This is a genomic window from Streptomyces sp. NPDC048507 (genome assembly GCF_043199995.1).
Lineage (GTDB): Bacteria > Actinomycetota > Actinomycetes > Streptomycetales > Streptomycetaceae > Streptomyces.
This window is the reverse complement of the sequence record NZ_JBICWZ010000003.1, coordinates 444,148-467,698: the sequence shown is the minus strand read 5'-3', so window position 1 is coordinate 467,698 and position 23,551 is coordinate 444,148. Positions and strand designations below refer to the sequence as shown.

Genomic DNA, 23,551 nt, shown 5'->3' with positions numbered 1-23,551 from the left:
CTACGGCCGCCACGCCACCCGGTGTTCGGCGAGGTGGGCCAGGACCGAGTGGTTCGCCTCCCAGCCGTCGGGGAACTTCACGGTGACCCCGAGCTGGACCGGCTCCGTCGACGGATGGGCGTCCAGGAGTTCGGCTATGCCCGCCCGGGCCACCACCACGCAGGCGTGCCGGTGCCGGGAGGCCAGCACGCACAGCCGGCCCGTCTCCAGGTGGAACGCCGTCGCGTCGGGGCGGCCCGACAGCGGGTGCAGGACCACCGTGAGGTCGTACTCGCGGCCCTGGAGCCGGTTCGCGGTGTCCACCGTGACCCCGGTGACGCCCAGCGCGGCCAGCGCCGTGCGGACGGCGGCGGCCTGGTCGCGATGGGCGGTGCCGACCGCGATCCGGGCGGCCGTCAGCGGCGCCGGGCCCGGGGACCGCTCGTCGGTGGTCACGGCGCCCCGGTCCAGCGCCCGCCGGACCACCAGCGCCACCGCCCGCACCGCCTCCGGGTCCGTGCGCGGCGTGTGCCGGGCGGGCAGCTCCAGCAGGCCCCAGCCCGACTCGGCGGCCTCGTCCAGCACCCGGTCGGGGCCCGAACCGTCGCCCGCGACCCCGTACGCCAGCCGCCGCTCGCCCGGCCCCGTACCGCTGCGGAAGCGCGCGTACGGGTAGAAGGCGCGCGAGACCAGCGGCGCGGCCGTCGCCGGGAGCCGCCACGACACCGGCAGCCGGTGCTGCGGCAGCTGCGGGTTGTGCGCCAGCAGCGTCGACACCGCCGAGGCCGACGGGTCGTAGGACAGGCCCGCCCACTGCTCGGCGCCCACCACGCTGAAGGGGTCCAGCTGCCCCGGATCGCCCACGAACAGAGCCCGGTCGAACAGCCCCGCCACGGCCAGCAGCGCGTCGGAGCGCATCTGGTACGCCTCGTCGACGATGGCGTGCTCCCACGGCTCCGCGTCCTTCACGTACGCCCACTTCGCGGCCGTGGAGATGGTCACCGGCAGCTCCGCGAGGTCCGCCGGCTTCGCGGAGAGGGTCACCGACGCCAGCTCCCGCAGCGCCGGGTCGTAGGCGTCGCCGTCGCTGCTGTGCAGCCGGCCCACCTTCAGCTCCGGATCCTTCTCGGCGAGCCGCAGCACCAGGTCGTCGACCTGCGCGTTGGTCTGCGCCACCACCATCAGGCGGCGTCCGGCCGCGGCCAGCTCCCGGGCCGCGCGCACCACCAGCGTCGACTTCCCGGCGCCCGGCGGGGAGTCCACGACCACGCCCCGCTCGGTGCCGTGCAGGGTGTCGTGCAGGATGGCGGCGGTCGCCTGGGCGGCGGCCGCGCCCGGGTCGAAGGTCGTCACAGCAGGTCCTCGTCGGTCACGGCGTCGGCGGGGGCGGCGGCGGCCCGGGCGCCCGGCGGCCCGCCGTGCGTCCAGGGCGTGTTCTCGGGGTCGGGCAGCTTGGGGCCGCCCCGCGCGTCGTGCTCGAACAGCGTCCAGCACAGCCGGTCGCCCTTCTCCGGCACCGAGCCCGGCTCCGGCTCCCGGCCGCGGCCCATCTTGTCGAGCAGCCGCAGCACCAGCTGCCCGTCCTCCTCCACCCGGACGAACTCGGCGGCCTGCGGGCGCCCGTCCAGCGAACGGAACACCTTCCCGCCGCCCTCCGGCTCCAGTTGCGGCCGGTCCTCGGTCGTCAGCCGCACCAGCGGGCGCGGGGCGGGCCGCTTGGCCTGCGTCCACTCCATGACCACTTCGGTGACCTCGCCCGCGAAGGCCTCGCCCGTCATGCGCCGGCCCGCCATCACGAGCGGGTCGTCCAGCGCCTCCTGCGCGTCGAGCCGCACCTGCTCGGTCTCCCGCGTGGCCAGCTTCTGCGCCGCCGTCACCGCGTCGTCGCGGCGCGGCTGCGGGGGCTCGCCCGCCCGCACCCGGTCCCGGTGGGCGGTGTACGACCAGCGGTCACGGGTCCAGCGCTCCTCGGCGCGTTCCCCGCACGGCAGGGCGCGCAGCAGGTCGAGGGCCTGCCACACCGCGTCCCACGTGCCCCGCATCTGGTCCACGACCAGCTCCCGGACCGCCGCTCCGGCCGTCCGGGCCGCCTCGCCGTCCCGGGGCCCGGGCGCCGCCCGGGCCGCGTCGAACCGGGCGATGGCCGGGGCCAGCAGCTTGTTGTCGAAGGCCGGATCGGTGGCCGGGCCGGCCGGCGGGACCAGCAACTGCCCCCGCCCGTCGCGCCCGACCTCGGCGCGCAGCGCCCGCTCGGCGCCGCTCTCCCCCTGCCCGGGGTCGATCCAGGCCAGCAGCGCGCCCAGGTGCTGGTCCTCCAGGTTGCTCTGGCCCGTGGCCCAGTGCCGCGACAGCAGGTCCGTCGCCGACAGCAGCAGGGCCGAGCCGGGCACCCGCGCCCGTTCGCCGAGGTGGGTGAACCAGCGGCCCAGCAGCGGCACCGCGGACGGCGCCGGGTACGGGTTCTCCGGGTCCTCCTCGGCGGTCCGCCGGAACCGCATCGAGCGCCCGAGCAGCCGGACGTACTCGATGCCCGCCCGGCTCGGCACGATCAGCTGCGGCGCGTCCACGCACAGCTCGGTCTCCACCTTGACCCGCTTGCCGGTCTCCGGATCGGTCTCGGTCCGCTCGGCGGGCTCGACGGCGTCGGCGTACCCGTCGAGGTAGGGCACGACCTGCCGGGCCAGCTCCGCCAGGAACTCCCAGCGCAGGTCCCGGTCGCGCGGCTGCGGTATGACGAGGATCCGCGGATCCTCCCGGTCCGTCCCGACCATCGCGCCGAGCGGGGCCCCGGCCTCGCCCGCCGTGGTCAGCGGCACGAAGACCAGCGGCGCCCCGCTCAGGTGCCGGTGGCGCACGGTCGCCAGCGGCTGGGCACGCCCCGCCCGGACGGCCTGCAGCCGGGCCACGGTGTTCAGCAGGGACACGGGTCCTCCCCGCGGGGGCTCGGGCCGGCGGCCCGTTCCAGCGCCTCGGCGCGCAGCCGGGCCGCCTGCCGCAGCGCGGCCGCCGTGGGGTCCTCGGCGGCGTCCTCGGCGGGGCCCGTGCCGGCCGCCGCGGCGAGGGCCGCCTCCACGGTGGTCAGCCCGCCCAGCTCGCCCCGTACGGAACGCCCCAGCGCGCTCACCTCACCGGCCTCGCGGGACCGCTCCCGGCAGTGGAAGGCCAGCTCGCAGGCGGCCAGGCACTCGGGGGCGTAGGCCGCGCCGACGGCGGAGACGGCCTCGGCCAGCTCCCCGGCGGTCCGGGCCGGGTCGAAGCTCAGCCCCTCGGGCAGCCGCGCGGCCAGCTCCTCGACCCGGGTCAGCCGGTCCAGCTGGCGCCGCGTCACCGACCGCTCCCGGCGTACGTCGACCAGCGCGGCGGTGGGCAGGTTGGAGAAGTCCTTCGGGCAGACGAGCACCACCCGGTGGCCGACCTCGGCCCCCGCCACCTTCTGCGCGGTCCGCTCCAGGGCCAGCACGTACACGGCGGCCTGCCGCGCGGCGGCGCCCACCTTCGCGGAGTCCGCGGCCCCGTCGATCATCGGGAACGACTTGATCTCCACCACGGTCCACCGGCCGCCGGGGTCCACCACGACCGCGTCGGGCTCCAGGTAGGCGGGGGAGCCCGCCACCTCCAGGGCCAGCATCGGATGGTCCAGCAGGGTCCACGCCCCCGCGGCGGTCGCCTCCCGCAGGGCCATCGCGGTCCGGGCGGCGCGGCCCTCGGGTCCGGCGGCGGTCAGGTCGGGGACCCGGGCGTCGGGCCCGGGCGGCTCGGCCGCACCGCCCAGGCGGGCGTGCGCGAGCCGCAGCAGCTCGGCCCCGCCGTCGCCCTTGACCTTGGCCTCGAAGGAGTTGCCGCGGACGATGGCGAACTGCGACTGCCCGAAGGCGGCCGGGGATCCGAGGGCCGTCGCGAGCGCGCCCTTGTCCACCCCGGCGCCGTCGAGCAGCGCCCGTCTGCCGCAGCCGGGGTTGGCCGCGAGGGCGGCGAGGGACCGGGCGTCGAGCGGCCGGGGCGGCACGGTGGGGCCGCGCAGGTCAGCGAGGCGCTGCCGCAGGGTCGTCTTCCGCGGGGGAGCGGCGGGCGGGTAGGAGCTCACGGGCGGAAGTGTCCCATCCGCCACTGACAATCGGGGACGTACCGCGAAAACGGGCCGGTTGGGCTCCGGACGGACCGGCCGGCTCCGCCCCCGCGGAGGAGAGGGCTTCCCGCACGGAGCCGCCGCCGGACCGCCGTGCCGCCACGGAGCCGCCGCCCGGCCACCGTGCCGCGAGGCCGCGGGCGATCAGCAGCCCGGCGCCCATCACCGCGGCCCCGGCGACCGCGTCGAGGAAGTAGTGGTTCGCCGTGCCCATGACCACGACCGCGGTGAGCGCCGGGTAGGCCAGCCCCAGCGCCCGCACCAGCGGCCGCCGCGCGCAGCGCCAGACCAGCAGCCCGCACCACAGCGCCCAGCCGACGTGCAGGCTCGGCATGGCCGCGTACTGGTTGGTCAGCGCGCCGAGCCCGCGCGGGGCGCTCGCCTCGCCGCCCCACCAGCCGTAGGCGCTGTACCGCGCCATCGTGTCCGTGAACCCGTACGAGGCGTCCAACAGCCGGGGCGGACAGGTGGGCAGCAGCGCGAAGCCGGCCAGGGCGAGCAGGGTGGAGGCCACCAGCCAGGTGCGGGCGGAGCGGTAGTGCGCGGGGCGCCGGCGGTAGAGCCACACCAGCACGGCCGGGGTGATGAGGTAGTGCAGCGAGGCGTAGGCGAAGTCGGCGGGTATGCCGAGCACGCCGGTCCCGGAGAACAGCCGGTTGAGGGGTCTCTCGAAGTCGATGCGCAGCAGCTCCTCGACGCGCAGGATCGCCAGTCCGTGGTCCACGGCGAGATCCGCGTCCCCCCGGGCGAGGAGCCTGCCGCCCGAGTAGGCGCCGTAGAGGAGTCCCAGGAGCAGCAGTTCCGCCCACCAGCGCGTGGGCCCAGGCCGTTTGGTCATGCGGGGTATGACGCTCGGCGGAGGGGCCGAGTTGCCCTGTGTTCACGTCGTGGATGATGGACGGACGACGGAACCGCCTCATCGCGGACGAAACCCCACGTACCGGGAGAAGAAGATATGGCCCCCCGCATCCTGCTCGCCCGCCACGGACAGACGGCGTGGTCCCGGCTGGGCAAGCACACCGGGCGCACCGACGTGCCGCTGCTGGAGGAGGGCCGGCGGGGCGCGAAGCTGCTGGGCGAGCGCCTCGCCCGCGAGCCCTGGGCGGGTCTGCGCGGCCTGGAGGTGCGCACCAGCCCGCTGGTCCGGGCCAGCGAGAGCTGCGACCTGGCGGGCTTCGGAGTCCGGGCGGAGCCCTGGGACGCCCTCATGGAGTGGGACTACGGCGACTACGAGGGCATGACCCCGGCCGAGATCCAGGCGGTCCGGCCGGGCTGGCTGATCTGGCGCGACGGGGTCCCCGGCGGCGAGTCCGTCGCGGACGTCGCGGCGCGCGCGGACGAGGTCGTCGGGTGGGCCCGGTCGGCGGAGCGCGACGTCCTGGTCTTCGCCCACGGCCACGTCCTGCGCACCCTCGCCGCCCGCTGGCTCGGCTTCGAGGCCTCCTTCGGCGCCCGGATCCGGCTGGATCCCACCTCGCTGTCCGTCCTGGGCTGGGCGTACGGGTCCCCGGCCCTGGAGCGCTGGAACGACACGGGCCACCTCGACGCCTGACCGCCCCCGGCCGCCGTGCCCGGCCGCCGTGCCCGGCCGCCGCGCCCGGCCGCCGCGCCCGCCGGTGGCGGCGGCCGGGGACGGTCCGTCAGGCCTCGGCGTGACGGGTCAGGAAGGCGCCCACGCGCGGGGAGCGCTGGTGCGGGACCAGGGTGCGGGCCGTACCCGCGAGCATCGACCGGATCCGGGTGGAGCGCACCTCGGTGAGCAGGTCCAGCACCCGGCCCCCCGCCCACGAGGCCTCGTCGGGGGCGCCCGCGCGGGCCAGGTCCTGCGCCAGCTCGGCGGTGTAGAGGGCCACGTTGCGCGCGAAGTGCGGGTCCTGGAGGTCCGCCGCGCGCCGGGCGTGCCGGGCCGCGCGGGCGTGCTCCCCGAGCGCCGCCCAGCAGCGGGACTCCAGCGACTCCAGCTCGGCCTCGCCGAAGAACGACATCCACTCGGGGTCGGCCGCCGACGCGCCCCGCGCGAACTCGGTGTGCGCCCGCCCCAGGGCGTCCTCGCAGGCCCTGCGGTCGTCCAGCCCCGACCAGCCGCCCGCCTCCCGCAGCGCCAGCAGCGACAGCAGCCGGGGGGAGCCGAGCGAGCGGGCCGCGAGCCGGCCCGCCTGGGCGGCCCGTACCGATTCGCGCGGGCGCCCGCAGTCCCGCGCCAGGAAGGCCATGTTGCTGAAGGCGTGCGCCTCCAGGGCGGCGTCCCCCGACACCCGGGCCGTGGCCAGCGCCTCCGCGTAGTGCGAGCGGGCGTCCTCGAAGCGGCCCGAGTCGTGGGCCAGCCAGCCCACCGAGACGGCCAGTTCCCCGGCCCCGGCGTGCAGCCGGTCCTCGGTGGACTGGCGGGTGGCCCCCGCGTCGAGCAGGGCGTAGGCGGTGCGCAGCGGCTGGGCCGCGCGCCGGTAGAGGGCATCGGCCCCGTGCCGGTCGTCCAGCAGCCGGATCTGGCGCACCGCGTCCTCGACGGCGGCGGCCTCGGCCTCGCCGGCGCGGGAGGGGAGCCGGCGGGTGTCGCCGAGCAGGGTGAGGCTGAGCGTCGCGGCCGCCACGGTCGCGGAGCCGCCCGCCATGAACGCGCGACGCAGCACGTCGCTCTCCTTGGAACGGTGGGTGGGGTGGGGCAGGGGGGACAAGGCGGTTGCGGACAGGGCGCGTTGGGCGGACCGTCCGCGTACCGTCTCGCGCGGGGAGAAGCCCAGATCGGCCAGGGTGCGGCCGGGGAACATGTGGAGGAAGACCCGCTCGTACGCGTAGTTGGGACAGCGGATCTCCCCCGACTCGACCCGGCCGATGTAACGGGCGTCGCAGGAAACCGTTTCGCCGATCTCCCGTGCGGCCCGCCGCACCAGGGCCGCGAACTCGGCGGGGGAGTGCTGCGCGCGCAGCCGCCGGAAGGAGGAGTTGGGTGAGTGGGGGGACGCCGCCATGGACGTGGCCTCTCTGGACAATCTCAGGTGGTCCCGGTTGACCCCTGTCGATCTCGCCCCGGAGCGCGGCTCCGGCGCGCACGAACGTACCGCCGACGAAGGCCGGTTCACGCACTGTTTGGCTACAAAACGGATATCTCACCCGCGATCCGCCATGAACTGCCATCCTTTGCGGCGTCTTGCCGCCGCACCCGTTGACGCCCCCGTGCGTTGAACCCATGCGGATACGGATCGAGGAGGGGTTCCCCTTGGTGGAGACCGGCATGGACAGCAGTGGTACGAGCACCGCGCCCGGATCCGGCGCGTCCACCGCGCCGGCCGCGGTCGCGGTCGCGTTTCCGGCTCCGGTTCCGGTTCCGGCTCCGGACCTGGTGACGGTTCCCGCCCGGCAGGGGCTGGAGGCCGTGGACATCATCCGGCGCGGCGCCGGTCTCGCCGCCCCCGGTGTGGGCCCCGTGCTCCACGACGGCTCCGGCGGCACCCTCGGCTTCCTCGTCCCGCCCGGCACCGCCGATGCCTGGGACCTGCCCGGCAGCGCCTGTACGCAGACCAACGGGCGCGGCGTCCGGTTCGGCGACGCCACCTCCCCGACCGCGGGCGGTACCGGCTGGCTGCTGCCCCCCGAGACCGTGGGGCCGGTCACCGACCCGGAGGTGCTGCGTGCGGCGCTCGGCGAGGCGGCCCGGCTGATCGAGGCGGCCGACAACTGCCGGTGAGTCGCTGACCAGCCATAATGGGGGCGTGGCAGGCAAGGGCAAGAGCAGGGGCAAGCACCGGGACGCGGGCGGCCGGGACGACGGCCGGGGCGGCGGCCAGGGCGGCGGGAGCGCCGCCGGGCCGGCCGCCGGGCAGGTGGACGGCGGCCTGGCCGAGCTGGTCCCCGACCGGGAGCGGGCCCGGGCCTGGACCCTGCTGATCGACGGGGCCCCGCAGTCCCACGTCGACCTCGACGACCCCGGGCACCTGGACTTCTCGTACCAGCGCCGGATCGGCCACCTCATCGACCTGATCGCGCCCGCCCGCCAGCCCCTGAACGTGGTCCACCTGGGCGGCGGCGCCTTCACCCTGGCCCGCTACACCGCAGCCTCGCGCCCCCGCTCCACCCAGCAGATCGTGGAGATCGACGCCGCGCTGGTGGCCTTCGTACGGGAACACCTGCCGCTGGACCCGCAGGCGCGGGTCCGCGTCCGCGCGGTGGACGCGCGGGCCGGACTGGCCAAGGTGGCGGACGGCTGGGCCGACCTGGTCGTCGCGGACGTCTTCGGCGGGGCGCGCACCCCGGCCCACCTGACCAGCGCGGAGTTCCTGGACGACGTACGCCGGGTCCTGAAGCCCGGCGGCTGGTACGTGGCCAACCTCGCCGACGGGCCGCCGCTCGCCCACCTGCGCGGCCAGATCGCCACCGCCGCCTCCCGGTTCACGGAACTGGCCCTCGCGGCGGACCCGGTGGTGTGGCGGGGGAAACGCTTCGGCAACGCGGTGCTCGTCGCCGCCGACCGCCAGCTGCCCGTCGCGGAGTTCACCCGCAGGGTGGCGAGCGACCCGCATCCCGGCCGCGTCGAACACGGCCGCGCCCTCGCGGACTTCACCGGCGGGGCGGCCCCCGTCGCGGACGCCTCGGCGGTGGCCTCGCCGGAGCCGCCGCCGTCGGTCTTCCGGTAGCCACCGCTCCCGCCGGGCGGGTCAGGGGTCGACGATCTCCACCGCCGGGGGGTGGTCGTGCCAGGTGCAGAACACCGACACCTCGCGGCCGTCCCGGGTGAAGGTGACCCGGATCCAGAACTCCTGCTTCCACACCTGCATCCGCCAGCCCGCGTCCGGCGTCGCCGAGACCAGGGCGGCCGAGGCGGCCCCGAGGTCGAAGACGACCCGGCCGCCCGACACCGAGTAGCCCTTCACGGTCCCCGTCCCGCCGTCGGAACCGCCGTCGCTCCCCCCGTACGGGCCGCGGCCCGCCGGGGGCGCCGGCTTCGGCTTCGCGGGCGGGGAGGGGGCCGGGGGCGGGGACGGGGGCGCGGTGGCCGGACCGGGCGCGGAGGGCGACGGGGACGGCGACGGCGCGGGCGAACCGGACCCGTGCGTGGAGGAGGCCACCGGCGGCGCCGTCACGGGGCGCAACGCCAGCGGTACCGCGAGCGGCGGATCGTAGGCCGTACCGGACATGACCGTGCGCACGCCCCACCACGACAGGGCCACGGCGGCGCAGGTCGCCAGCAGCCAGGCCATGGCATGTACAAGTCCTCGTCGCATCAGGGGACATACTGCACCACCCGTCACAGAGGTGGCCCAGCGCCTCCCGGCGTCCCCCGAATGGACTACGGTGCCGCCATGGCAAGTGTGCTCGTGGTCGAGGACGACCAGTTCGTACGTTCCGCCCTGATCCGGCACCTGACCGAGGCCTCCCACACCGTGCGGAGCGTCGGCACCGCCCTGGAGGCCCTCCGCGAAGTCGCCCACCACCGCTTCGACGTGGTCATCCTCGACCTCGGCCTGCCCGACCTCGACGGCTCCGAGGCGCTGAAGATGCTGCGCGGCATCACCGACGTCCCCGTCATCATCGCCACCGCCCGCGACGACGAGGCCGAGATCGTCCGGCTCCTCAACGACGGCGCCGACGACTACCTGACGAAACCGTTCTCCGTCGAACACCTCTCCGCCCGCATGGCCGCCGTCCTGCGCCGCTCCCAGGCCGTCGCCGCCGAACCGCCCTCCCGCGTCCTGCGCGTCGGCGGACTCGCCATCGACCCGCTGCGCCGCCAGGCGGAGCTGGACGGCCGCGTGCTCGACCTCACCCGCCGCGAGTTCGACCTGCTCGCCTTCCTCGCCGGCCGGCCCGGCGTGGTCGTGGCCCGGCGGGAACTGCTCGCCGAGGTCTGGCAGCAGTCCTACGGGGACGACCAGACCATCGACGTCCACCTGTCCTGGCTGCGCCGCAAGCTCGGCGAGACCGCCGCCAGCCCCCGCTACCTGCACACGCTGCGGGGGGTCGGGGTCAAGCTGGAGCCGCCGCTGTGAGGTGGGCCCTGGTCAAGGTGTGCCTCGCCGTCACCACCATGGTCGTCCTGGCCTTCGCCGTACCCCTGGGACTGGTGGTCCGGGAGATGGCCAGCGACCGGGCCTTCTCCAACGCCGAACGGCAGGCCGCCACCATGGGCCCGACCCTGTCCATCACCACCGACCCCGTCCAGCTGCGCAAGGCCGTCGAGTCCACGCAGATGGGCGCCGCCCGCCGGATGGCCGTCCACGTCCCCGCCGTCGGCGGCGCCGCGCCCGTGGACATCGGCGACGGCTGGGCGGGCGCCCGCGCCGTCACCGAGACCCGCAGGCTCGGCCGGGCCACGACCGCCCGGGTCGCCGACGGGGGCTCGGCGCTGCTCCAGCCGACCGCCCTGGGCTCCGGGGACATCGCCGTCATCGAGATCCTGGTCCCGGAGAGCGAGGTCAGCAACGGCGTCACCACCGCCTGGCTGGTCCTCGCCGGTGTCGGCCTCGCACTCGTCATCGGCTCCGTCGCGGTCGCCGACCGGCTCGGCGCCCGCCTGGTGCGGCCCGCCGAACGGCTCGCGGACGCCGCCCACCAGCTCGGGGAGGGCCGGCTCGGGGCCCGCGTCCCCGAGGCCGGCCCGAAGGAACTCCGCTCGGCGGCCGCCGCGTTCAACGCCATGGCCGACCAGGTCGTGGAACTCCTCGCCAACGAACGCGAGCTCGCCGCCGACCTCTCGCACCGGCTGCGCACCCCGCTGACCGTGCTGCGGCTCAACGCCGCCTCGCTCGGCGACGGCCCGGCCGCCGAACACACCCGGGCGGCGGTGGAGCAGCTGGAACGGGAGGTCGACACGATCATCCGTACCGCCCGCGAACAGCGCCCCGCGACCCAGGGGTTCGCGGGCGCCGGCTGCGACGCCTCCGAGGTGATCCGCGACCGGATGGCCTTCTGGTCGGCGCTCGCCGAGGACGAGGGCCGCGAGGTCCGGCTCGCGGGAGTGGCCCGCCCCGTACGGGTCCCCGTACCGCGCCCCGAGCTCGCGGCCGCCCTCGACGCCATGCTCGGCAACGTCTTCCGGCACACCCCCGAGGCCACGCCCTTCGCGGTGGACGTGCACGACGCGGGCGACGCCGTCATCGTCCTCGTCTCCGACGCGGGCCCCGGCATCACCGACCCGGACGCCGCCCTGCGGCGCGGCAACGACGGCGGCCGGGACGGCTCCACGGGCCTCGGCCTCGACATCGTGCGCCGGGTCGCGGAATCCACCGGCGGCGACGTCCGGCTGGGGCGCTCCGTACTCGGCGGCACCGAGGTCCGGGTGTGGATCGCCCTCGACGACCGGGCCCGCGCCGCCGGCCGCGGCCCGTCCGTCCGCCACGGCCGCCGCAAACGCCGCTCCCCCTGACCGCGGCCCCCCTCCCCGACCGCCGTCCCGGCCGTCTGCCGTACCGGCCGTCTGCCGTACCGGCCGTCTGCCGTACCGGCCGTCTGCCGTACCGGCCGTCTGCCGTCCCGGCTGCCTGCCGTGCCGGCCGACCGCCGTACCGGCCGCCTGCCGTACTGGCCGTCTGCGGTGCCGGCCGAGCGCGGTACCGGCTGCCTGCCGTACCGGCCGACCCGTCAGCCCAGCAGGCCACCAGCCCGGCAGGTCGGCCGACTGGGCCGACCGCCGGGCTGCCGGGCCGGGCCGACCGCCGGGCTGCCGGGCCGGGCCGACCGCCGGGCTGCCGGGCCGGGCCGACCGCCGGGCTGCCGGACCGGGCCGACCGCCGGGCCGCCGGGCCGGGCCGACCGTCTGACCGGCGGGCCGCCGACGGGCTCACCGGCGGCGGCCCGACCGCGATCCCGCACCCCGGTGCCCGGCTCGGCGCGCGTGGAATACCGGGTGCCCCGGGCGAGTTGGGGCGGGGGCCCGTTTCCGCACGTGCCGAACCCATCTCCGATCGGACTCCGCATGCGTTACGCCATCCTCGGCACCGGCGTCGTCGGCCGCACCGTCGCCGCCCGTCTCGACTCCCTCGGCCACGACGTGGTCATCGGCACCCGCGACCCCGACGCCACCCTCGCCCGCGAGGACTACGCCGCCTGGCGGACCGCCCACCCGGCGGTCGGCCTCGCCGCCTTCCCCGACGCGGCCCGCGAGGGCGAGGTCCTCGTCAACGCCACCGGGGGACGCGTCAGCATCGCCGCGCTCACCGAGGCCGACGCCGCGCACCTGGACGGCAAGATCCTGATCGACATCGCGAACCCGCTGGACTTCTCCCGGGGCTTCCCGCCGAGCCTGGACCCCGTGGACACCGACAGCCTGGGCGAGCTGATCCAGCGGACGTTCCCGCAGCTGAGGGTGGTCAAGACGCTGAACACCATGCACTGTTCGATCATGGTCGATCCGGCCCGGGTGCCCGGGGAGCACCACGTCTTCCTCTCCGGCGAGGACGCCGACGCGAAGAAGGCCGTACACGGCCTCCTCGCCTCCTTCGGCTGGCCGGACCGCGCCATCCTCGACCTCGGCGGCATCGAGACGGCCCGCGGCACCGAGATGCTGCTGCCGGTCTGGCTGCGCCTGATGGGGTCCCTGGGCCACGCGGACTTCAACTTCCACATCCAGGGGGCCTGAGCAGCCCGCCCCCGCGCCCCGTCCGGTTCAGCGCCCGGGACCGGACGGACGCAGCCGGCCCGCACCGGCCAGGGCCACCACCGCCGAAGCGGTGGCCGCCGCGCACGCCACGGCGAACGCCGCCCGGTACCCGTGGGCGGCGGCCAGCGGCCCGGCCGCCGCGGCGGCGAGCGCCTGTCCGGCGATCAGCCCGCTGCCCGTCACGCTCATGGCCTCGCCCATCCGCCGCGCCGGGCCGGTCCGCTCCACCAGCGCGAACAGCGCGATCAGGTGCGGGGCCACGGCCAGCCCGATCGCGGCGACCGCGCACGCCGCACCCCACAGCCCCGAGACGGCCAGCAGCGGCAGGGTCAGCGCCGCCTGGATCGCGATCGTCCACCGCAGCCGCGCGTCCGGACGGGCCGTGCCGGGCCGGGCCACCGTCGCGAAGCCGGCGAGCGAGCTGGTCACGGCCATGGCGGCCCACACCGCCCCGGCCGCCCCCGGTTCGCCCAGCGACTCGGCCAGGGCGTTGACCCCGGTATTGGCCCCGCCCCACGCGGCCCCCTGGAGCACGGCCATCGCGAACAGCACGGCCGACCCCCGCGACCACAGCCGTACGTCGGCCCGCGGGCCCGTTGCTGGGAACGGCCCGGGCGCGCTGGGGTGCAGGGCGAACAGGGTCCCCGACACCAGGATCAGGAGTGCCGCCAGGACCAGCGCCGAGGCGGGGTGCACCGTCACCGCGAGCAGGCCGGCCAGCGCGGGCCCCACCATGAACCCGGCTTCGTCCAGGGCGGTGTCGAAGGACAGCGCGGCCCCCAGCAGGGCCTTGTCCCCCTCGGCCAGCCGCGCCCAGCGGGCCCGCGCCAGCGGCCCGATCTGGGGGACGGTCAGCCCGGCCGCGAGGGCGAGGCCCATCCGGGCGGCGGGCGGCAGCCCGCCGAGCACGGCCGCGACCAGGGCGGCCAGCGCGAGGGCGTTCGCGGCGCAGGCGAACAGCAGCACCGGCCGGTGGCCGAGCCGGTCGGCGAGCCGTCCGATCACCGGGCCGCCGAGGGCCTGGCCCAGCCAGAGCGCCGCCGCGACGAGACCGGCCTCGCCAATGCCGTCGCGCTCGGTGACGAGCAGGAGCGTGCCGATGGGGCAGAGCGCGGCGGGCAGCCGGGCGAGGAACGCGTGGACGGGCAGCGCGCGGCCGCCCAGGGCGAACACCGCACGGAAGCCGGGCGGGGGAGCGGCGGGCGCGGTGGTGGGTGCGGGCGGGGCGGACGACGCGGGCGGGTCGGTCGGTGTGGCGGACATGCGGGCAGCCTCCAGCCGCCCGCCGACCCTCCCGTGTCTCCGGCGCGCGTCGTTGCCCGTCGGCCAGGACGGTAGCCGCCGGACGGCGGCCGGGGAAGCCCTGCCCGGGGCCCGGCCCGGCCCTGCCCCGGGGGCGGGTCAGGGGCGGCCCTCGGCGTGCAGCCGCCGGGCCTGGGCCCGCCCGACCTCGGCGGCGCGGTGGAGGTAGTCGCCGATGACGGCCAGTTCGGCGTCGGAGTAGCCGTCGAGGACGGCGCCGAAGGCCCGGCCGGGCACGTCCCAGGCGGCGCCGATCCGCTCGCGGGCGGCGGGCGCGAGGACGACGAGCGAGCGGCGCCGGTCGTCCGGGTCGGCCCGGCGCTCGACGACGCCCGCCTTCACCAGCCGGTCGACGAGCCGGGTGGCGGAGCCGGAGGTGAGCCCGGTGAGACGGGCGATGTCCCCCGTCGACACGGGCCCGGGCTCCATGTCGAGGAGGGACACGCACTGCATGTCGGTGGGGTGCAGGCCCACGTGGTCGGCCATGGCCTGGGTGAACAGCGAGTAGTCGGCGTAGTGCCGCTGGCTCTCGGTGACGATGCGCGCGAGCAGCTCGGCACGGCTCCACTCACCCGGACGAGGGGAATCGGTTGACATCGGCTTCTCCATGCCTGAAATTTATCTGTGTAACGCAGAATCTTCGAGACGCAGAATCTGCACCACGTAACGCACTGAGCCTACCGGCCCGCCCGCGGACACCGAGCCGCGAAACAGAGCCGCGAATCAGAGCCGCGAATCAGAGCAGGAGCACCACGATGTCGATCCTCGTCACCGGCGCCCGCGGCGCCGTCGCCCGCACCCTCACCGGCCTCCTCACCGCCCGCGGCACCCCATTCCGCCTCGGATCCCGTGAGCGGGGCACTCCCGGGGCGGTCCACTGCGACCTCTCCGATCCCGCCACCTTCCGTACCGCGCTGGCCGGAGTCCGCTCCGTCTTCCTCTACGCCGAGGCCTCCGCCGCCGAAGCCTTCGTGCAGGAGGCCGTCACCGCGGGCGTGGAGCATGTGGTGCTGCTGTCCTCCTCGTCGGTGCTCGGCCCGGAGCCGGCCGGGAGCCCGCTCTCCGCCGGACACCTCGCGGTGGAGCAGGCCCTCCTGGCCTCCCCGCTGCGCACCACCCTGCTGAGGCCCGGCTCCTTCGCGAGCAACGCCCTGGGCTGGTCCTGGGCGCTGAAGTCCGGCCGCCCCGTCCACCTGCCCCACCCGGACTCCCACTGCGACCCGGTTCACGAGGCCGACATCGCCGAGGCCGCCCTCGCCGTGCTCACCGACCCGGCCCCCGCCGGGGGCGCGCACACCCTGACCGGCCCGCAGTCGCTGACCTTCGCGACACAGCTGGAGATAATCGGCCGCGTCCTCGGCCGGCCCGTGCCCTTCGCCGCCGTCACTGCCGAGGAGTGGAAGGCCGAGGTGGCGGACTACATACCCGGCCCGTACGCCGACGCCCTCCTCGACTTCTGGGCCGCCGGTGACGGCGTGCCCGTCCCGGTCACCGATGCCGTCGAGCGGCTCACCGGGCACCCCGCCCGCTCCTTCGAGACCTGGATCCGGGACCACGCCGGGGCCTTCGGGGGCTGACGGTAAAGGCTGCCTTCCGCGAGGCGCCCCGGCCCCTTGCGGGGAGTAGATTCGGCAGCCGGGAGGCAGCCATGAACGGTCACGGGCGCGGCGGGGGTCGGCCGACGTTGGAGGAGGTCGCCCTGAGGGCCGGAGTGGGCCGGGGCACCGCCTCCCGCGTGGTCAACGGCTCGCCCGGGGTGAGCGCGCGCACCCGGGCCGCCGTCGAGGCCGCCGTCGCCGAGCTGGGGTACGTGCCCAACCGGGCCGCCCGGGCGCTGGCCGCCAACCGCACCGACGCCGTCGCCCTGATCGTTCCCGACCCCGAGGCGCTCCTCTTTCCCGGGACTTCCTTCGCCGAGGTGGTGCGCGGGATCGGCGCGGCCCTGGCCGATGTCGACGTCCAGCTGGTGCTCGCCCTGGCCGGCAGTGAGCGGGAGCGCCGCCGCCTGGAGGGGTACCTGGCCGGACACCGGGTCGACGGGGTGCTGCTGCTGGCGGTGCGTGCCGGGGATCCGCTGCCGGAACTGCCGGTCAGGCTGGGCATCCCGGCGGTGATCGGCGGGCGCCGCTCGGCCACCGAGGAGCTGCCGAGCGTGGACTGCGACGACCGGGCGGGTGCGGCGGAGGCCGTACGCCACCTCCTGAAGCGGGGGCGCCGGGCGATAGCCGTCATCACGGGCCCCCTCGACCTGTACGGGGCCCAGTGCCGGCTGGAGGGGTACCGGGAGGCGCTCGCCGCCGCCGGGCGGCCCGTGGACGAGTCGCTGATCGCGGTCGGGGACCTCTCCGAGGAGGCGGGCCGGCGGGCCGTGGCCGGGCTGCTGGAGCGCCGCCCGGCGCTGGACGCTGTCTTCGCCGCCTCGGACGTGCTGGCGGCCGGGGCCCTGCGGGGGCTGCGCGCGGCCGGGCGCCGGATACCGCAGGACGTGGCGCTGGTCGGCTTCGGCGACTCGGCGCTGGCCCGCCACCTGGATCCGCCGCTGACCAGCGTGCGGCAGCCTGTCGAGGAGATGGGCCGGGCCATGGCGCGGCTGCTGCTCCGGCGGATCGCCGGAAAGCCGGCGCAGAGGGAGGGGGAGGGTGCGGGGGAGGGGAAGGGTTCGGTGGTCCTGCCGGCGCAGCTCGTGGTCCGCGCGTCCTCGTAGCGCCGCGGCAGGGGCAGGGGCAGGGGTGTGGGAATGCGAATGGCCCCGGTGCGCTTTCGCGTACCGGGGCCATTTCGCAGGGTGAGTGACGGGACTTGAACCCGCGGCCACCTGGACCACAACCAGGTGCTCTACCAACTGAGCTACACCCACCATGTCCGGTCGCAGAACGACCGGCCGAAGAAAAGCGTACAGGGTCCGGGAGGGTGTTCGCTCCACCCTTTTCCCGCGCCCGTCTCCGGAAGGTGCTAGTCGCCCGCCACGACGTGCTTGGCGGCGATCGTCCGGGCGGTGTCCGAGTCGGGCCCCGGCTGCGGTACGAAGACCGCCTCGCGGTAGTAGCGCAGCTCGGCGATGGACTCCTTGATGTCCGCCAGCGCCCGGTGGTTGCCGTTCTTCGGCGGGCTGTTGAAGTACGCCCGGGGGTACCAGCGGCGCGCCAGCTCCTTGACCGAGGACACGTCCACGATCCGGTAGTGCAGGTAGCCCTCCAGCGCGGCCATGTCCCGCAGCAGGAACCCGCGGTCGGTGCCGACCGAGTTGCCGCACAGCGGCGCCTTGCGGGGCTCCTTGACGTGTTCCCGCACGTACGCCAGGACCTGGGCCTCGGCGTCGGCCAGCGTCGTTCCGCCGGCCAGCTCGTCGAGCAGGCCGGAGGAGGTGTGCATCTCGCGCACCACGTCCGGCATGGTCTCCAGGGCCGCGTCCGGCGGGCGGATCACGATGTCCACGCCTTCGCCGAGCACGTTGAGCTCCGAGTCGGTGACCAGTGCGGCCACCTCGATAAGTGCGTCGTCCGTCAACGAGAGCCCGGTCATCTCGCAGTCGATCCACACCATGCGATCGTTCATGCGCCCCACCTTATGCCGAAGGTCCCCCGCCGTGGTGCTCGACCACTGCGGGGGACCTTCGACGAACGGCGCCCGGGGGCGGTTACGCGTGCTCGCGCAGCACCCGGCCCGGGGAGTACAGCTCCGTCACGCTGGAACCGGAGGCGGCCAGGGCCGCCGCCGCGCGCTGGGGCTGCGGCGTCCGCTGGTGTGGGAGCGGGCCTCCCGGCATCTCGTTCACCTGGGACACGTCGGTCTGCGGCCGGCGCGCCCGGTAGGCGGAGCGGTAGGCGGCCGGGGAGGACCCCAGCTGCCGCCGGAAGTGGCCGCGCAGGGCGACCGGCGAGCGGAACCCGCAGCGTCCGGCGACCTCGTCGACCGAGTAGTCGGAGGTCTCCAGCAGCCGCTGTGCCTGGAGCACCCGCTGGGTGATCAGCCACTGGAGCGGCGCGCTGCCGGTGAGCGAGCGGAACCGCCGGTCGAAGGTGCGCCGGCTCATGTAGGCGCGGGCGGCCAGCGTTTCCACGTCGAACTGCTCGTGGAGGTGTTCCAGTGCCCAGGCGACGACCTCGGCGAGCGGGTCGGCGCCGATCTCCTCGGGCAGCGACCGGTCGAGGTAGCGCTCCTGGCCCCCGGTGCGGCGCGGCGGCACGACGAGCCTGCGGGCCAGGGCCCCGGCCGCCTCGCTGCCGTGGTCCGTGCGCACGATGTGCAGGCACAGGTCGATTCCGGCCGCGGTGCCCGCGGACGTCAGCACGTCGCCGTCGTCGACGAACAGCTCGCGCGGGTCGACGTGGACGGACGGGTAGCGCTTGGCGAGCGTCGGCGCGTACATCCAGTGCGTCGTCGCGGGCCGGCCGTCCAGCAGCCCGGCGGCGGCGAGCACGAAGGCTCCCGTGCACAGGCCGACGATCCGGGCCCCCTCCTCGTGCGCCAGACGCAGTGCGTCCAGGGCCTCGGGCGGCGGCGGCGAAGTGATGGAGCGCCAGGCGGGAACGACGACCGTGCCTGCCCGGGCGATCGCCTCCAGCCCGTACGGCGCGGTCAGTTCGAGTCCGCCGGTGGTCCGCAGCGGACCGTCCTCCCCGGCGCACACGAGCAATCGGTAGCGTGGCACTCCCGCGTCCTGCCGGTCGATGCCGAACACGGAAAGTGGAATGGAACTCTCGAAGATCGGTCCGCCGCTGAACAGCAGCACCGCGACGATCTCCCTGCGGCGACGCCCCGCGAGCTTCCGGCCCGCGTCTGCGACGACAGCGGCGGTGGAATCCTGGCTCATGGCGCTAAGCCCCCCTTGGGTGTCGCGACTCCTTGGTCTGGTCGCACCTGCACGTTTCCCCTCGGCCTTGCACGTGGATCCCCCGCCGTAAATACATGATCGAATCTACTGCGTCCCGTGGTGTCGGCGTGACAAGTTCAGCACGCAGCGCTATGTCGACTTGGCAACTTGGCGAAAAGCATTCGATCAGGAAGCGTTCCACTCCGCTAGCCGGGTGGGAAGCTTCCTGTCCGGCCATGGCCAGTACCCGTAGGGTAGTAGGGCCCCCTGGCCCGTGTCGTCGCTGGTGGTAGGGGGGTTGGGGGGACATTCCGGCAAGGGGGGCACCGGGTCGGGAAGTTGGCTGAAAACAACCGGGTGTGTACGTGCGAACCGGTCAGTCGTGAGGGGACATGCCGCCGGAACCGTGGCAACCGCGGTGCGAACCGGCCCCGCTGCGCGAGTGCCGGCCACGGTGTCCGGACGGAAGCGGATCCTCCGCGAGCACGCGCGCGGCGGCCCGTTCCGTCCGCTCCGAGTGCCTCAGCAGCACCCGGCAGGCGGCGGTCACGGCGGCCAGCCCCAGGGTCGCGACGGCGGCCCCGCCGTAGGAGGTCCCGTAGACGACCAGGACCACCGGGACGAGCAGGCAGCTGAAGGCGGCCCAGCGGACCACGTCACCCGCCGGGTCGTCATGGGGCCGTCCGGCGGGTGGCACGGACGGGTGAAGTACGGAGGGCGCGTGCGACGCGTGAGAGGGGGCCGGCGCGGCGGGCCGCGTCGGCTGAGCGGGCTGGACGGGCTGGACGGGGTGAACCGGATGGCCGGGCACGGCGTACTCCCTGCGGGCTCTTCCTGGACGGTCGGACGCCTGTCCAACGCCCCGGTGCGCGGCTCGGTCACTGCGCGCACGGGTGGCACGCGGGCCGTTCGTCACTGGCTGTAGGGGACAGCGGCCATTGCCAAGGCGTCCGCGCTCCGGCATGCTCCCTGGGACGCTCTCCAAGGGCGGCATGCCCTGTGCAGGACAGGAGTGTCGCCGTACCCTGGGGGGTAAGGGCTTGGGAAGATGCTTCCCGGACAGAGCTCCGTCACACTGCGTCGTCAAACCTGCGTCGCCGAAATGCCCCTGTCGCCTCCTCCGAGGACCCTTCGCCGAGACACCCATGGCCGGTCACGAATTTTCCGAACCCGCGGACCGCAAGCGCAAACCCCTCGCCGATTCCGTATCGAGCGACCTGCGCGCGGTGGAACAGACACGTCTTCCCTGCGACCCGGCCTTCCGGCACGGTGTGGTGGTGGGCTTCGACGGCTCCACTTCCAGTGAGAGAGCCCTCGCGTACGCGATCGGCATGGCCCGGCGCTCGGGCTCCGGTCTGATCATCGTGCACGTGGCGAACCGGCTGCCCACGACGGTGTGGGCCGGGTGCGAACCCCCGGTCTTCGTGGACGTGCCGGACCACCGCACCGAAGTGCTGGGCCTGGAACTGGCCTGCGCCGACTACCTGGCCGAGGTGCCGTGGATCCTGGTCGAGCGGGGCGGGGACATCTGCCACGAGCTGGAGGAGGTCGGCCGGGAGTATTCGGCGGACGCCATCGTGGTCGGTTCCACGCAGGGGCTCGTGGGCCGGATCTTCGGTTCGGTGGCGGGCCGGCTGGCCAAGCGCGCCCAGCGACCCGTTGTTGTCATTCCGTAACCCGCTGTACGTCGGTCGTGCGGTTGTGAACCCCCTTGTAAAGGGTAGATAAATGCTGCTGGGACGCAGCAAACAACTGCAGATCGAAGGGAGCCCGCCGTGGACAATGGTGTCTCTGCGGGAAGCACGGCCTCGACTTCGACCCTGGGGAACATCGCCCTGGGTCTCACCCTTCTCGCATTCGGTATCGGCCACACGGGCATCGTCAGCGGTGTGACCGCGGCCGACTCCGTGTCGCTCGCGATGTTCGTCGGCGGTCTCGCCCTGTTCGTCCTCGGACTCCTGGAGTTCCGCGGCGGCAACGGCTTCAACGGCACGGCGTTCGCGGGCCTCGGCGCCTTCTGGTTCACCTGGGCCAACGGCGCCGACGGAAAGGTCTCGGCGCACGCCGCCGGGCTGTTCCTCGTCCTGTTCGCCCTGCTCGCGCTGACCCTCGCGGTGAGCGCGGCGAGCGGACTGTTCGGACAGGGCGTGTACGGCCTCCTCACCCTCTCCCTGGTGCTCCTCGCGATAGGCGTCTTCGCCGACAGCGGCGGGCTCACCAAGGCCGCCGGCTGGGTCGCCGCGGTCTGCGGGCTGCTGGCCTGGTACGGGGCCACCGCGGCGCTGGCGCACTGGCCGATGGCCATGGGCAAGGCCTCCGGCCGCGGCGCGGTCGCCGCGGGCTGAGGGCGCGGCCGCGGGACGTGCGCAGCGGCGTACGGGAGCGGACGCAGCGGCGTACGGGAAAACGGCGGCCCCCGGGGAGACTTCCCCGGGGGCCGCCGCGTGCGTGCCGTGACGGTGGTCCGGCCCGCGCCGTCGGCTGCTCGACTACTCGACGGTGACGGACTTCGCCAGGTTGCGCGGCTTGTCGATGTCCCGGCCCAGCGCCAGGGCGGTGTGGTACGCCAGCAGCTGGAGCGGGATGCCCATCAGGATCGGGTCCAGCTCGTCCTCGTTCTTGGGCACGAGGAGGGTGTGGTCGGCCTTCTCCTGCTCCCGGTGGGCGACCGCGAGGATCCGGCCGCTGCGTGCCTTGATCTCCTCCAGCGCCGCGCGGTTCTTCTCCAGCAGGTCGTCGTCGGGGACGATCGCGACCGTCGGCATCGCCGGCTCGATGAGCGCGAGCGGGCCGTGCTTGAGCTCGGAGGCCGGGTAGGCCTCGGCGTGGATGTAGGAGATCTCCTTGAGCTTCAGGGAGGCCTCCAGCGCCACCGGGTAGCCGCGCACCCGGCCGATGAACATCATCGACTTGGCCTCGGCGTACTCGGCCGCGAGCCGCTTGATCTCGTCCTCGCCGTCGAGGATCTCCTGGATCTGCGCGGGCAGCTTGCGCAGGCCCTCGATGATCCGCTTGCCGTCGGTGACCGACAGGTCCCGGATCCGGCCGAGGTGCACGGCGAGCAGCGCGAAGGCCACCACCGTGTTGGTGAAGCACTTGGTGGAGACGACGCAGACCTCCGGGCCGGCGTGCACGTACACGCCGCCGTCGGCCTCGCGGGCGATGGCGGAGCCGACCACGTTGACCACGCCGAGGACGCGGGCGCCCTTGCGCTTGAGCTCCTGGACGGCCGCGAGCACGTCGTAGGTCTCACCGGACTGGGAGACGGCGATGTAGAGCGTGTCGGGGTCCACGACCGGGTTGCGGTAGCGGAACTCGGAGGCCGGCTCGGCGTCGGCCGGGATCCGGGCCATGCCCTCGATCAGGCCCGCGCCGATGAGGCCCGCGTGGTACGAGGTGCCGCAGCCCAGGATCTTGACCCGGCGGATGCCGCGCGCCTCGCGCGGGTCCAGGTTCAGGCCGCCCAGGTGCACCGTGTTGAAGCGGTCGTCGATCCGGCCGCGCAGCACGCGGTCGACCGCGTCGGGCTGCTCGGAGATCTCCTTGTGCATGTACGTGTCGTGGCCGCCCATGTCGTAGGAGGCGGCCTCCCACTCCACGGTCTCGGGCGTGGCGGTGGTCGTCGTACCGCTGGTGGTGTAGGTGCGGAAGTCGTCGGCCTTCAGGGTGGCCATCTCGCCGTCGTTGAGGGTGACGACCTGGCGGGTGTGGGCGACGAGGGCGGCGACGTCCGAGGCGACGAGCATCTCCTTCTCGCCGATGCCGAGGATGACGGGGGAGCCGTTGCGGGCGACGACGATGCGGTCGGCGAAGTCGGCGTGCATGACGGCGATGCCGTAGGTGCCCTCGATGACCTTGAGCGCCTCGCGGACCTTCTCCTCCAGGGAGTCGGCCTGGGAGCGGGCGATCAGGTGGGTGATCACCTCGGTGTCGGTCTCGGAGACGAAGACGACGCCGTCCGCCGTCAGTTTGGCGCGCAGCTCGTCGGCGTTGTCGACGATCCCGTTGTGGACGACGGCGACCCTGTTCTCGGGGTCGAGGTGCGGGTGCGAGTTGATGTCGCTCGGGGCGCCGTGGGTGGCCCAGCGGGTGTGCGCGATGCCCGTGGTGCCGGCGAAGCGCTTGGGGACGCGGGACTCCAGCTCGCGGACCCGGCCCTTGGCCTTGACGACCTTCAGGGCCGCGGACTTCGGGCTGTTGACGACGATGCCCGCCGAGTCGTAGCCCCGGTACTCCAGCCGCTGGAGACCCTCCAGCAGTAGCGGTGCCACGTCGCGCTTGCCGATGTAACCCACGATTCCGCACATACGGTTTTGCCCCTCCTGAAGTTCGGTGTCGTGCCCGGCCGCTCCGGCCGTCTCAGCCGTAGACGATGCGGCGCAGCTGCCGGAGCGAGAGCTCCGGGGGCGCCACGGCGCGGTGCGGCAGTTCGGCGGCGATCCGTTCGAAGATCTCCGCGTTCACCGCGCCGCCGGACTGCAGCTCGCGGTGGCGGCGGCGGACGAACTCCTCGGTCGTCTCGTCGAAGTACGCGAGCACGTCGAGCACCACCCGGGCGGCCTCCCCGCGCTGCAGCGCGGTGCTGCGCACCAGGTGGTCGACGAGGTCGTCATGCGACGGGCGGCGGTCGAGCACCTGTAGATATTGACGTCCCATGAGCCGGAACGCAAAGATCCTGCCCGAAATCGGGCAGGATCCCGCTGGTCTGGACCAGGGAATGGGGAATTCCGGCCTGGGT

The 23,551-nt window shown here is 74.8% G+C and carries 23 protein-coding genes and 1 tRNA gene; 10 read left to right on the top strand and 14 right to left on the bottom strand.

Annotated features, from left to right (window positions below):
• From ACGFXC_RS11180 to ACGFXC_RS11165, 4 genes are read right to left on the bottom strand one after another with little or no spacing between them, the layout of a single operon-like run.
• Positions 1-1,332 (bottom strand): AAA domain-containing protein, encoded by a 1,332-nt coding sequence (locus ACGFXC_RS11180; RefSeq protein ID WP_393711707.1) that lies wholly within the window; start codon positions 1,330-1,332, stop codon positions 1-3.
• The gene (locus ACGFXC_RS11175) at positions 1,329-2,903 is read right to left on the bottom strand and encodes a hypothetical protein (RefSeq protein ID WP_393711706.1); all 1,575 of its coding nucleotides are present in this window, start codon (positions 2,901-2,903) and stop codon (positions 1,329-1,331) included. The genes ACGFXC_RS11180 and ACGFXC_RS11175 overlap by 4 nt, the downstream gene beginning before the upstream one ends.
• Positions 2,891-4,063: a hypothetical protein gene (locus ACGFXC_RS11170; protein ID WP_393711704.1), complete on the bottom strand. Its 1,173-nt coding sequence runs from the start codon at positions 4,061-4,063 to the stop codon at positions 2,891-2,893. Before ACGFXC_RS11170 ends, ACGFXC_RS11175 begins: the two co-directional genes overlap by 13 nt.
• Positions 4,002-4,943, bottom strand: a complete 942-nt coding sequence (locus ACGFXC_RS11165; protein WP_393711703.1) for a phosphatase PAP2 family protein — start codon at positions 4,941-4,943, stop codon at positions 4,002-4,004. Before ACGFXC_RS11165 ends, ACGFXC_RS11170 begins: the two co-directional genes overlap by 62 nt.
• 117 nt (positions 4,944-5,060) lie before the next feature.
• Between ACGFXC_RS11165 and ACGFXC_RS11160 the strand changes: the two genes are divergently transcribed.
• Complete coding sequence (locus ACGFXC_RS11160) at positions 5,061-5,657, top strand: histidine phosphatase family protein (RefSeq protein ID WP_393711701.1); 597 nt, start codon at positions 5,061-5,063, stop codon at positions 5,655-5,657.
• 88 nt (positions 5,658-5,745) lie between these two features.
• Here ACGFXC_RS11160 and ACGFXC_RS11155 read toward each other — a convergent pair whose 3' ends face one another.
• Positions 5,746-7,074: a tetratricopeptide repeat protein gene (locus ACGFXC_RS11155; protein ID WP_393711699.1), complete on the bottom strand. Its 1,329-nt coding sequence runs from the start codon at positions 7,072-7,074 to the stop codon at positions 5,746-5,748.
• A 218-nt stretch (positions 7,075-7,292) separates the two neighbouring features.
• Here ACGFXC_RS11155 and ACGFXC_RS11150 point away from each other — a divergent pair, with 218 nt between their 5' ends.
• Both ACGFXC_RS11150 and ACGFXC_RS11145 read left to right on the top strand, forming a co-directional pair.
• Positions 7,293-7,790 carry a hypothetical protein gene (locus tag ACGFXC_RS11150; RefSeq protein WP_393711697.1) on the top strand — a complete coding sequence of 166 codons (498 nt, stop codon included), beginning with the start codon at positions 7,293-7,295 and terminating at the stop codon, positions 7,788-7,790.
• Between the two features lie 25 nt (positions 7,791-7,815).
• Positions 7,816-8,736, top strand: a complete 921-nt coding sequence (locus ACGFXC_RS11145) for a spermidine synthase (protein WP_393711696.1) — start codon at positions 7,816-7,818, stop codon at positions 8,734-8,736.
• A gap of 21 nt (positions 8,737-8,757) precedes the next feature.
• Here the strand turns inward: ACGFXC_RS11145 and ACGFXC_RS11140 are convergent, their stop codons facing one another.
• Complete coding sequence (locus ACGFXC_RS11140; protein WP_393711694.1) at positions 8,758-9,324, bottom strand: hypothetical protein; 567 nt, start codon at positions 9,322-9,324, stop codon at positions 8,758-8,760.
• Between the two features lie 78 nt (positions 9,325-9,402).
• Here ACGFXC_RS11140 and ACGFXC_RS11135 point away from each other — a divergent pair, with 78 nt between their 5' ends.
• From ACGFXC_RS11135 to ACGFXC_RS11125, 3 genes are all read left to right on the top strand, one after another.
• A complete protein-coding gene (locus ACGFXC_RS11135; protein WP_393711693.1) occupies positions 9,403-10,089 on the top strand; it encodes a response regulator transcription factor in 687 nt (228 codons plus the stop codon).
• Positions 10,086-11,465, top strand: coding sequence for a sensor histidine kinase (locus tag ACGFXC_RS11130; RefSeq protein WP_393711691.1), 1,380 nt, complete (start codon positions 10,086-10,088; stop codon positions 11,463-11,465). The genes ACGFXC_RS11135 and ACGFXC_RS11130 overlap by 4 nt, the downstream gene beginning before the upstream one ends.
• Before the next feature lie 549 nt (positions 11,466-12,014).
• On the top strand, positions 12,015-12,677 hold the full coding sequence (locus tag ACGFXC_RS11125) for an NADPH-dependent F420 reductase (RefSeq protein WP_393711689.1): 663 nt from the start codon (positions 12,015-12,017) through the stop codon (positions 12,675-12,677).
• A gap of 27 nt (positions 12,678-12,704) precedes the next feature.
• Here the strand turns inward: ACGFXC_RS11125 and ACGFXC_RS11120 are convergent, their stop codons facing one another.
• Together ACGFXC_RS11120 and ACGFXC_RS11115 are read right to left on the bottom strand one after the other, a co-directional pair.
• Positions 12,705-13,961: an MFS transporter gene (locus ACGFXC_RS11120; RefSeq protein ID WP_393711687.1), complete on the bottom strand. Its 1,257-nt coding sequence runs from the start codon at positions 13,959-13,961 to the stop codon at positions 12,705-12,707.
• A gap of 138 nt (positions 13,962-14,099) precedes the next feature.
• Positions 14,100-14,597, bottom strand: a complete 498-nt coding sequence (locus ACGFXC_RS11115) for a MarR family winged helix-turn-helix transcriptional regulator (RefSeq protein ID WP_393711685.1) — start codon at positions 14,595-14,597, stop codon at positions 14,100-14,102.
• Between the two features lie 158 nt (positions 14,598-14,755).
• On the opposite strand from ACGFXC_RS11115, the gene ACGFXC_RS11110 reads away from it, so the two are divergent.
• Both ACGFXC_RS11110 and ACGFXC_RS11105 read left to right on the top strand, forming a co-directional pair.
• Positions 14,756-15,577: an NAD(P)H-binding protein gene (locus ACGFXC_RS11110; protein WP_393711683.1), complete on the top strand. Its 822-nt coding sequence runs from the start codon at positions 14,756-14,758 to the stop codon at positions 15,575-15,577.
• 71 nt (positions 15,578-15,648) lie between these two features.
• Positions 15,649-16,704 carry a LacI family DNA-binding transcriptional regulator gene (locus tag ACGFXC_RS11105; protein ID WP_393711681.1) on the top strand — a complete coding sequence of 352 codons (1,056 nt, stop codon included), beginning with the start codon at positions 15,649-15,651 and terminating at the stop codon, positions 16,702-16,704.
• An 80-nt stretch (positions 16,705-16,784) separates the two neighbouring features.
• Here the strand turns inward: ACGFXC_RS11105 and ACGFXC_RS11100 are convergent.
• The 4 genes from ACGFXC_RS11100 to ACGFXC_RS11085 all read right to left on the bottom strand — a co-directional run bounded on the left by ACGFXC_RS11100 (position 16,785) and on the right by ACGFXC_RS11085 (position 19,510).
• Positions 16,785-16,857, bottom strand: a tRNA-His gene (locus ACGFXC_RS11100).
• Between the two features lie 95 nt (positions 16,858-16,952).
• A complete protein-coding gene (gene orn / locus ACGFXC_RS11095; protein WP_393711679.1) occupies positions 16,953-17,555 on the bottom strand; it encodes an oligoribonuclease in 603 nt (200 codons plus the stop codon).
• A gap of 82 nt (positions 17,556-17,637) precedes the next feature.
• The gene (locus ACGFXC_RS11090; RefSeq protein WP_393711677.1) at positions 17,638-18,813 is read right to left on the bottom strand and encodes a helix-turn-helix domain-containing protein; all 1,176 of its coding nucleotides are present in this window, start codon (positions 18,811-18,813) and stop codon (positions 17,638-17,640) included.
• Between the two features lie 376 nt (positions 18,814-19,189).
• Positions 19,190-19,510, bottom strand: coding sequence for a hypothetical protein (locus tag ACGFXC_RS11085; protein WP_393711676.1), 321 nt, complete (start codon positions 19,508-19,510; stop codon positions 19,190-19,192).
• A gap of 448 nt (positions 19,511-19,958) precedes the next feature.
• Here ACGFXC_RS11085 and ACGFXC_RS11080 point away from each other — a divergent pair, with 448 nt between their 5' ends.
• On the top strand, positions 19,959-20,489 hold the full coding sequence (locus tag ACGFXC_RS11080) for a universal stress protein (protein ID WP_393711674.1): 531 nt from the start codon (positions 19,959-19,961) through the stop codon (positions 20,487-20,489).
• Positions 20,490-20,588: 99 nt separating this feature from the next.
• Entirely contained in the window at positions 20,589-21,158 is a 570-nt protein-coding gene (locus ACGFXC_RS11075) for an acetate uptake transporter (protein ID WP_393711672.1), read from the top strand.
• A 144-nt stretch (positions 21,159-21,302) separates the two neighbouring features.
• Here ACGFXC_RS11075 and glmS read toward each other — a convergent pair whose 3' ends face one another.
• Both glmS and ACGFXC_RS11065 read right to left on the bottom strand, forming a co-directional pair.
• Positions 21,303-23,120 (bottom strand): glutamine--fructose-6-phosphate transaminase (isomerizing), encoded by a 1,818-nt coding sequence (gene glmS / locus ACGFXC_RS11070; protein WP_393711670.1) that lies wholly within the window; start codon positions 23,118-23,120, stop codon positions 21,303-21,305.
• 52 nt (positions 23,121-23,172) lie between these two features.
• Complete coding sequence (locus ACGFXC_RS11065; RefSeq protein WP_030008735.1) at positions 23,173-23,448, bottom strand: hypothetical protein; 276 nt, start codon at positions 23,446-23,448, stop codon at positions 23,173-23,175.
• Positions 23,449-23,551: the final 103 nt, after the last annotated feature.

What these genes read in the sequence shown, in the direction of transcription:
- ACGFXC_RS11150 (WP_393711697.1), top strand. Translation starts at nt 7,293, where the DNA reads ATGCGGATACGGATCGAGGAGGGGTTCCCCTTGGTGGAGACCGGCATG.
- ACGFXC_RS11165 (WP_393711703.1), bottom strand. Translation starts at nt 4,943, where the DNA reads ATGACCAAACGGCCTGGGCCCACGCGCTGGTGGGCGGAACTGCTGCTC.
- ACGFXC_RS11105 (WP_393711681.1), top strand. Translation starts at nt 15,649, where the DNA reads ATGAACGGTCACGGGCGCGGCGGGGGTCGGCCGACGTTGGAGGAGGTC.
- ACGFXC_RS11140 (WP_393711694.1), bottom strand. Translation starts at nt 9,324, where the DNA reads ATGCGACGAGGACTTGTACATGCCATGGCCTGGCTGCTGGCGACCTGC.
- ACGFXC_RS11125 (WP_393711689.1), top strand. Translation starts at nt 12,015, where the DNA reads ATGCGTTACGCCATCCTCGGCACCGGCGTCGTCGGCCGCACCGTCGCC.
- ACGFXC_RS11090 (WP_393711677.1), bottom strand. Translation starts at nt 18,813, where the DNA reads ATGAGCCAGGATTCCACCGCCGCTGTCGTCGCAGACGCGGGCCGGAAG.
- glmS (WP_393711670.1), bottom strand. Translation starts at nt 23,120, where the DNA reads ATGTGCGGAATCGTGGGTTACATCGGCAAGCGCGACGTGGCACCGCTA.
- orn (WP_393711679.1), bottom strand. Translation starts at nt 17,555, where the DNA reads ATGAACGATCGCATGGTGTGGATCGACTGCGAGATGACCGGGCTCTCG.
- ACGFXC_RS11120 (WP_393711687.1), bottom strand. Translation starts at nt 13,961, where the DNA reads ATGTCCGCCACACCGACCGACCCGCCCGCGTCGTCCGCCCCGCCCGCA.
- ACGFXC_RS11155 (WP_393711699.1), bottom strand. Translation starts at nt 7,074, where the DNA reads ATGGCGGCGTCCCCCCACTCACCCAACTCCTCCTTCCGGCGGCTGCGC.
- ACGFXC_RS11160 (WP_393711701.1), top strand. Translation starts at nt 5,061, where the DNA reads ATGGCCCCCCGCATCCTGCTCGCCCGCCACGGACAGACGGCGTGGTCC.
- ACGFXC_RS11080 (WP_393711674.1), top strand. Translation starts at nt 19,959, where the DNA reads ATGGCCGGTCACGAATTTTCCGAACCCGCGGACCGCAAGCGCAAACCC.
- ACGFXC_RS11110 (WP_393711683.1), top strand. Translation starts at nt 14,756, where the DNA reads ATGTCGATCCTCGTCACCGGCGCCCGCGGCGCCGTCGCCCGCACCCTC.
- ACGFXC_RS11135 (WP_393711693.1), top strand. Translation starts at nt 9,403, where the DNA reads ATGGCAAGTGTGCTCGTGGTCGAGGACGACCAGTTCGTACGTTCCGCC.
- ACGFXC_RS11115 (WP_393711685.1), bottom strand. Translation starts at nt 14,597, where the DNA reads ATGTCAACCGATTCCCCTCGTCCGGGTGAGTGGAGCCGTGCCGAGCTG.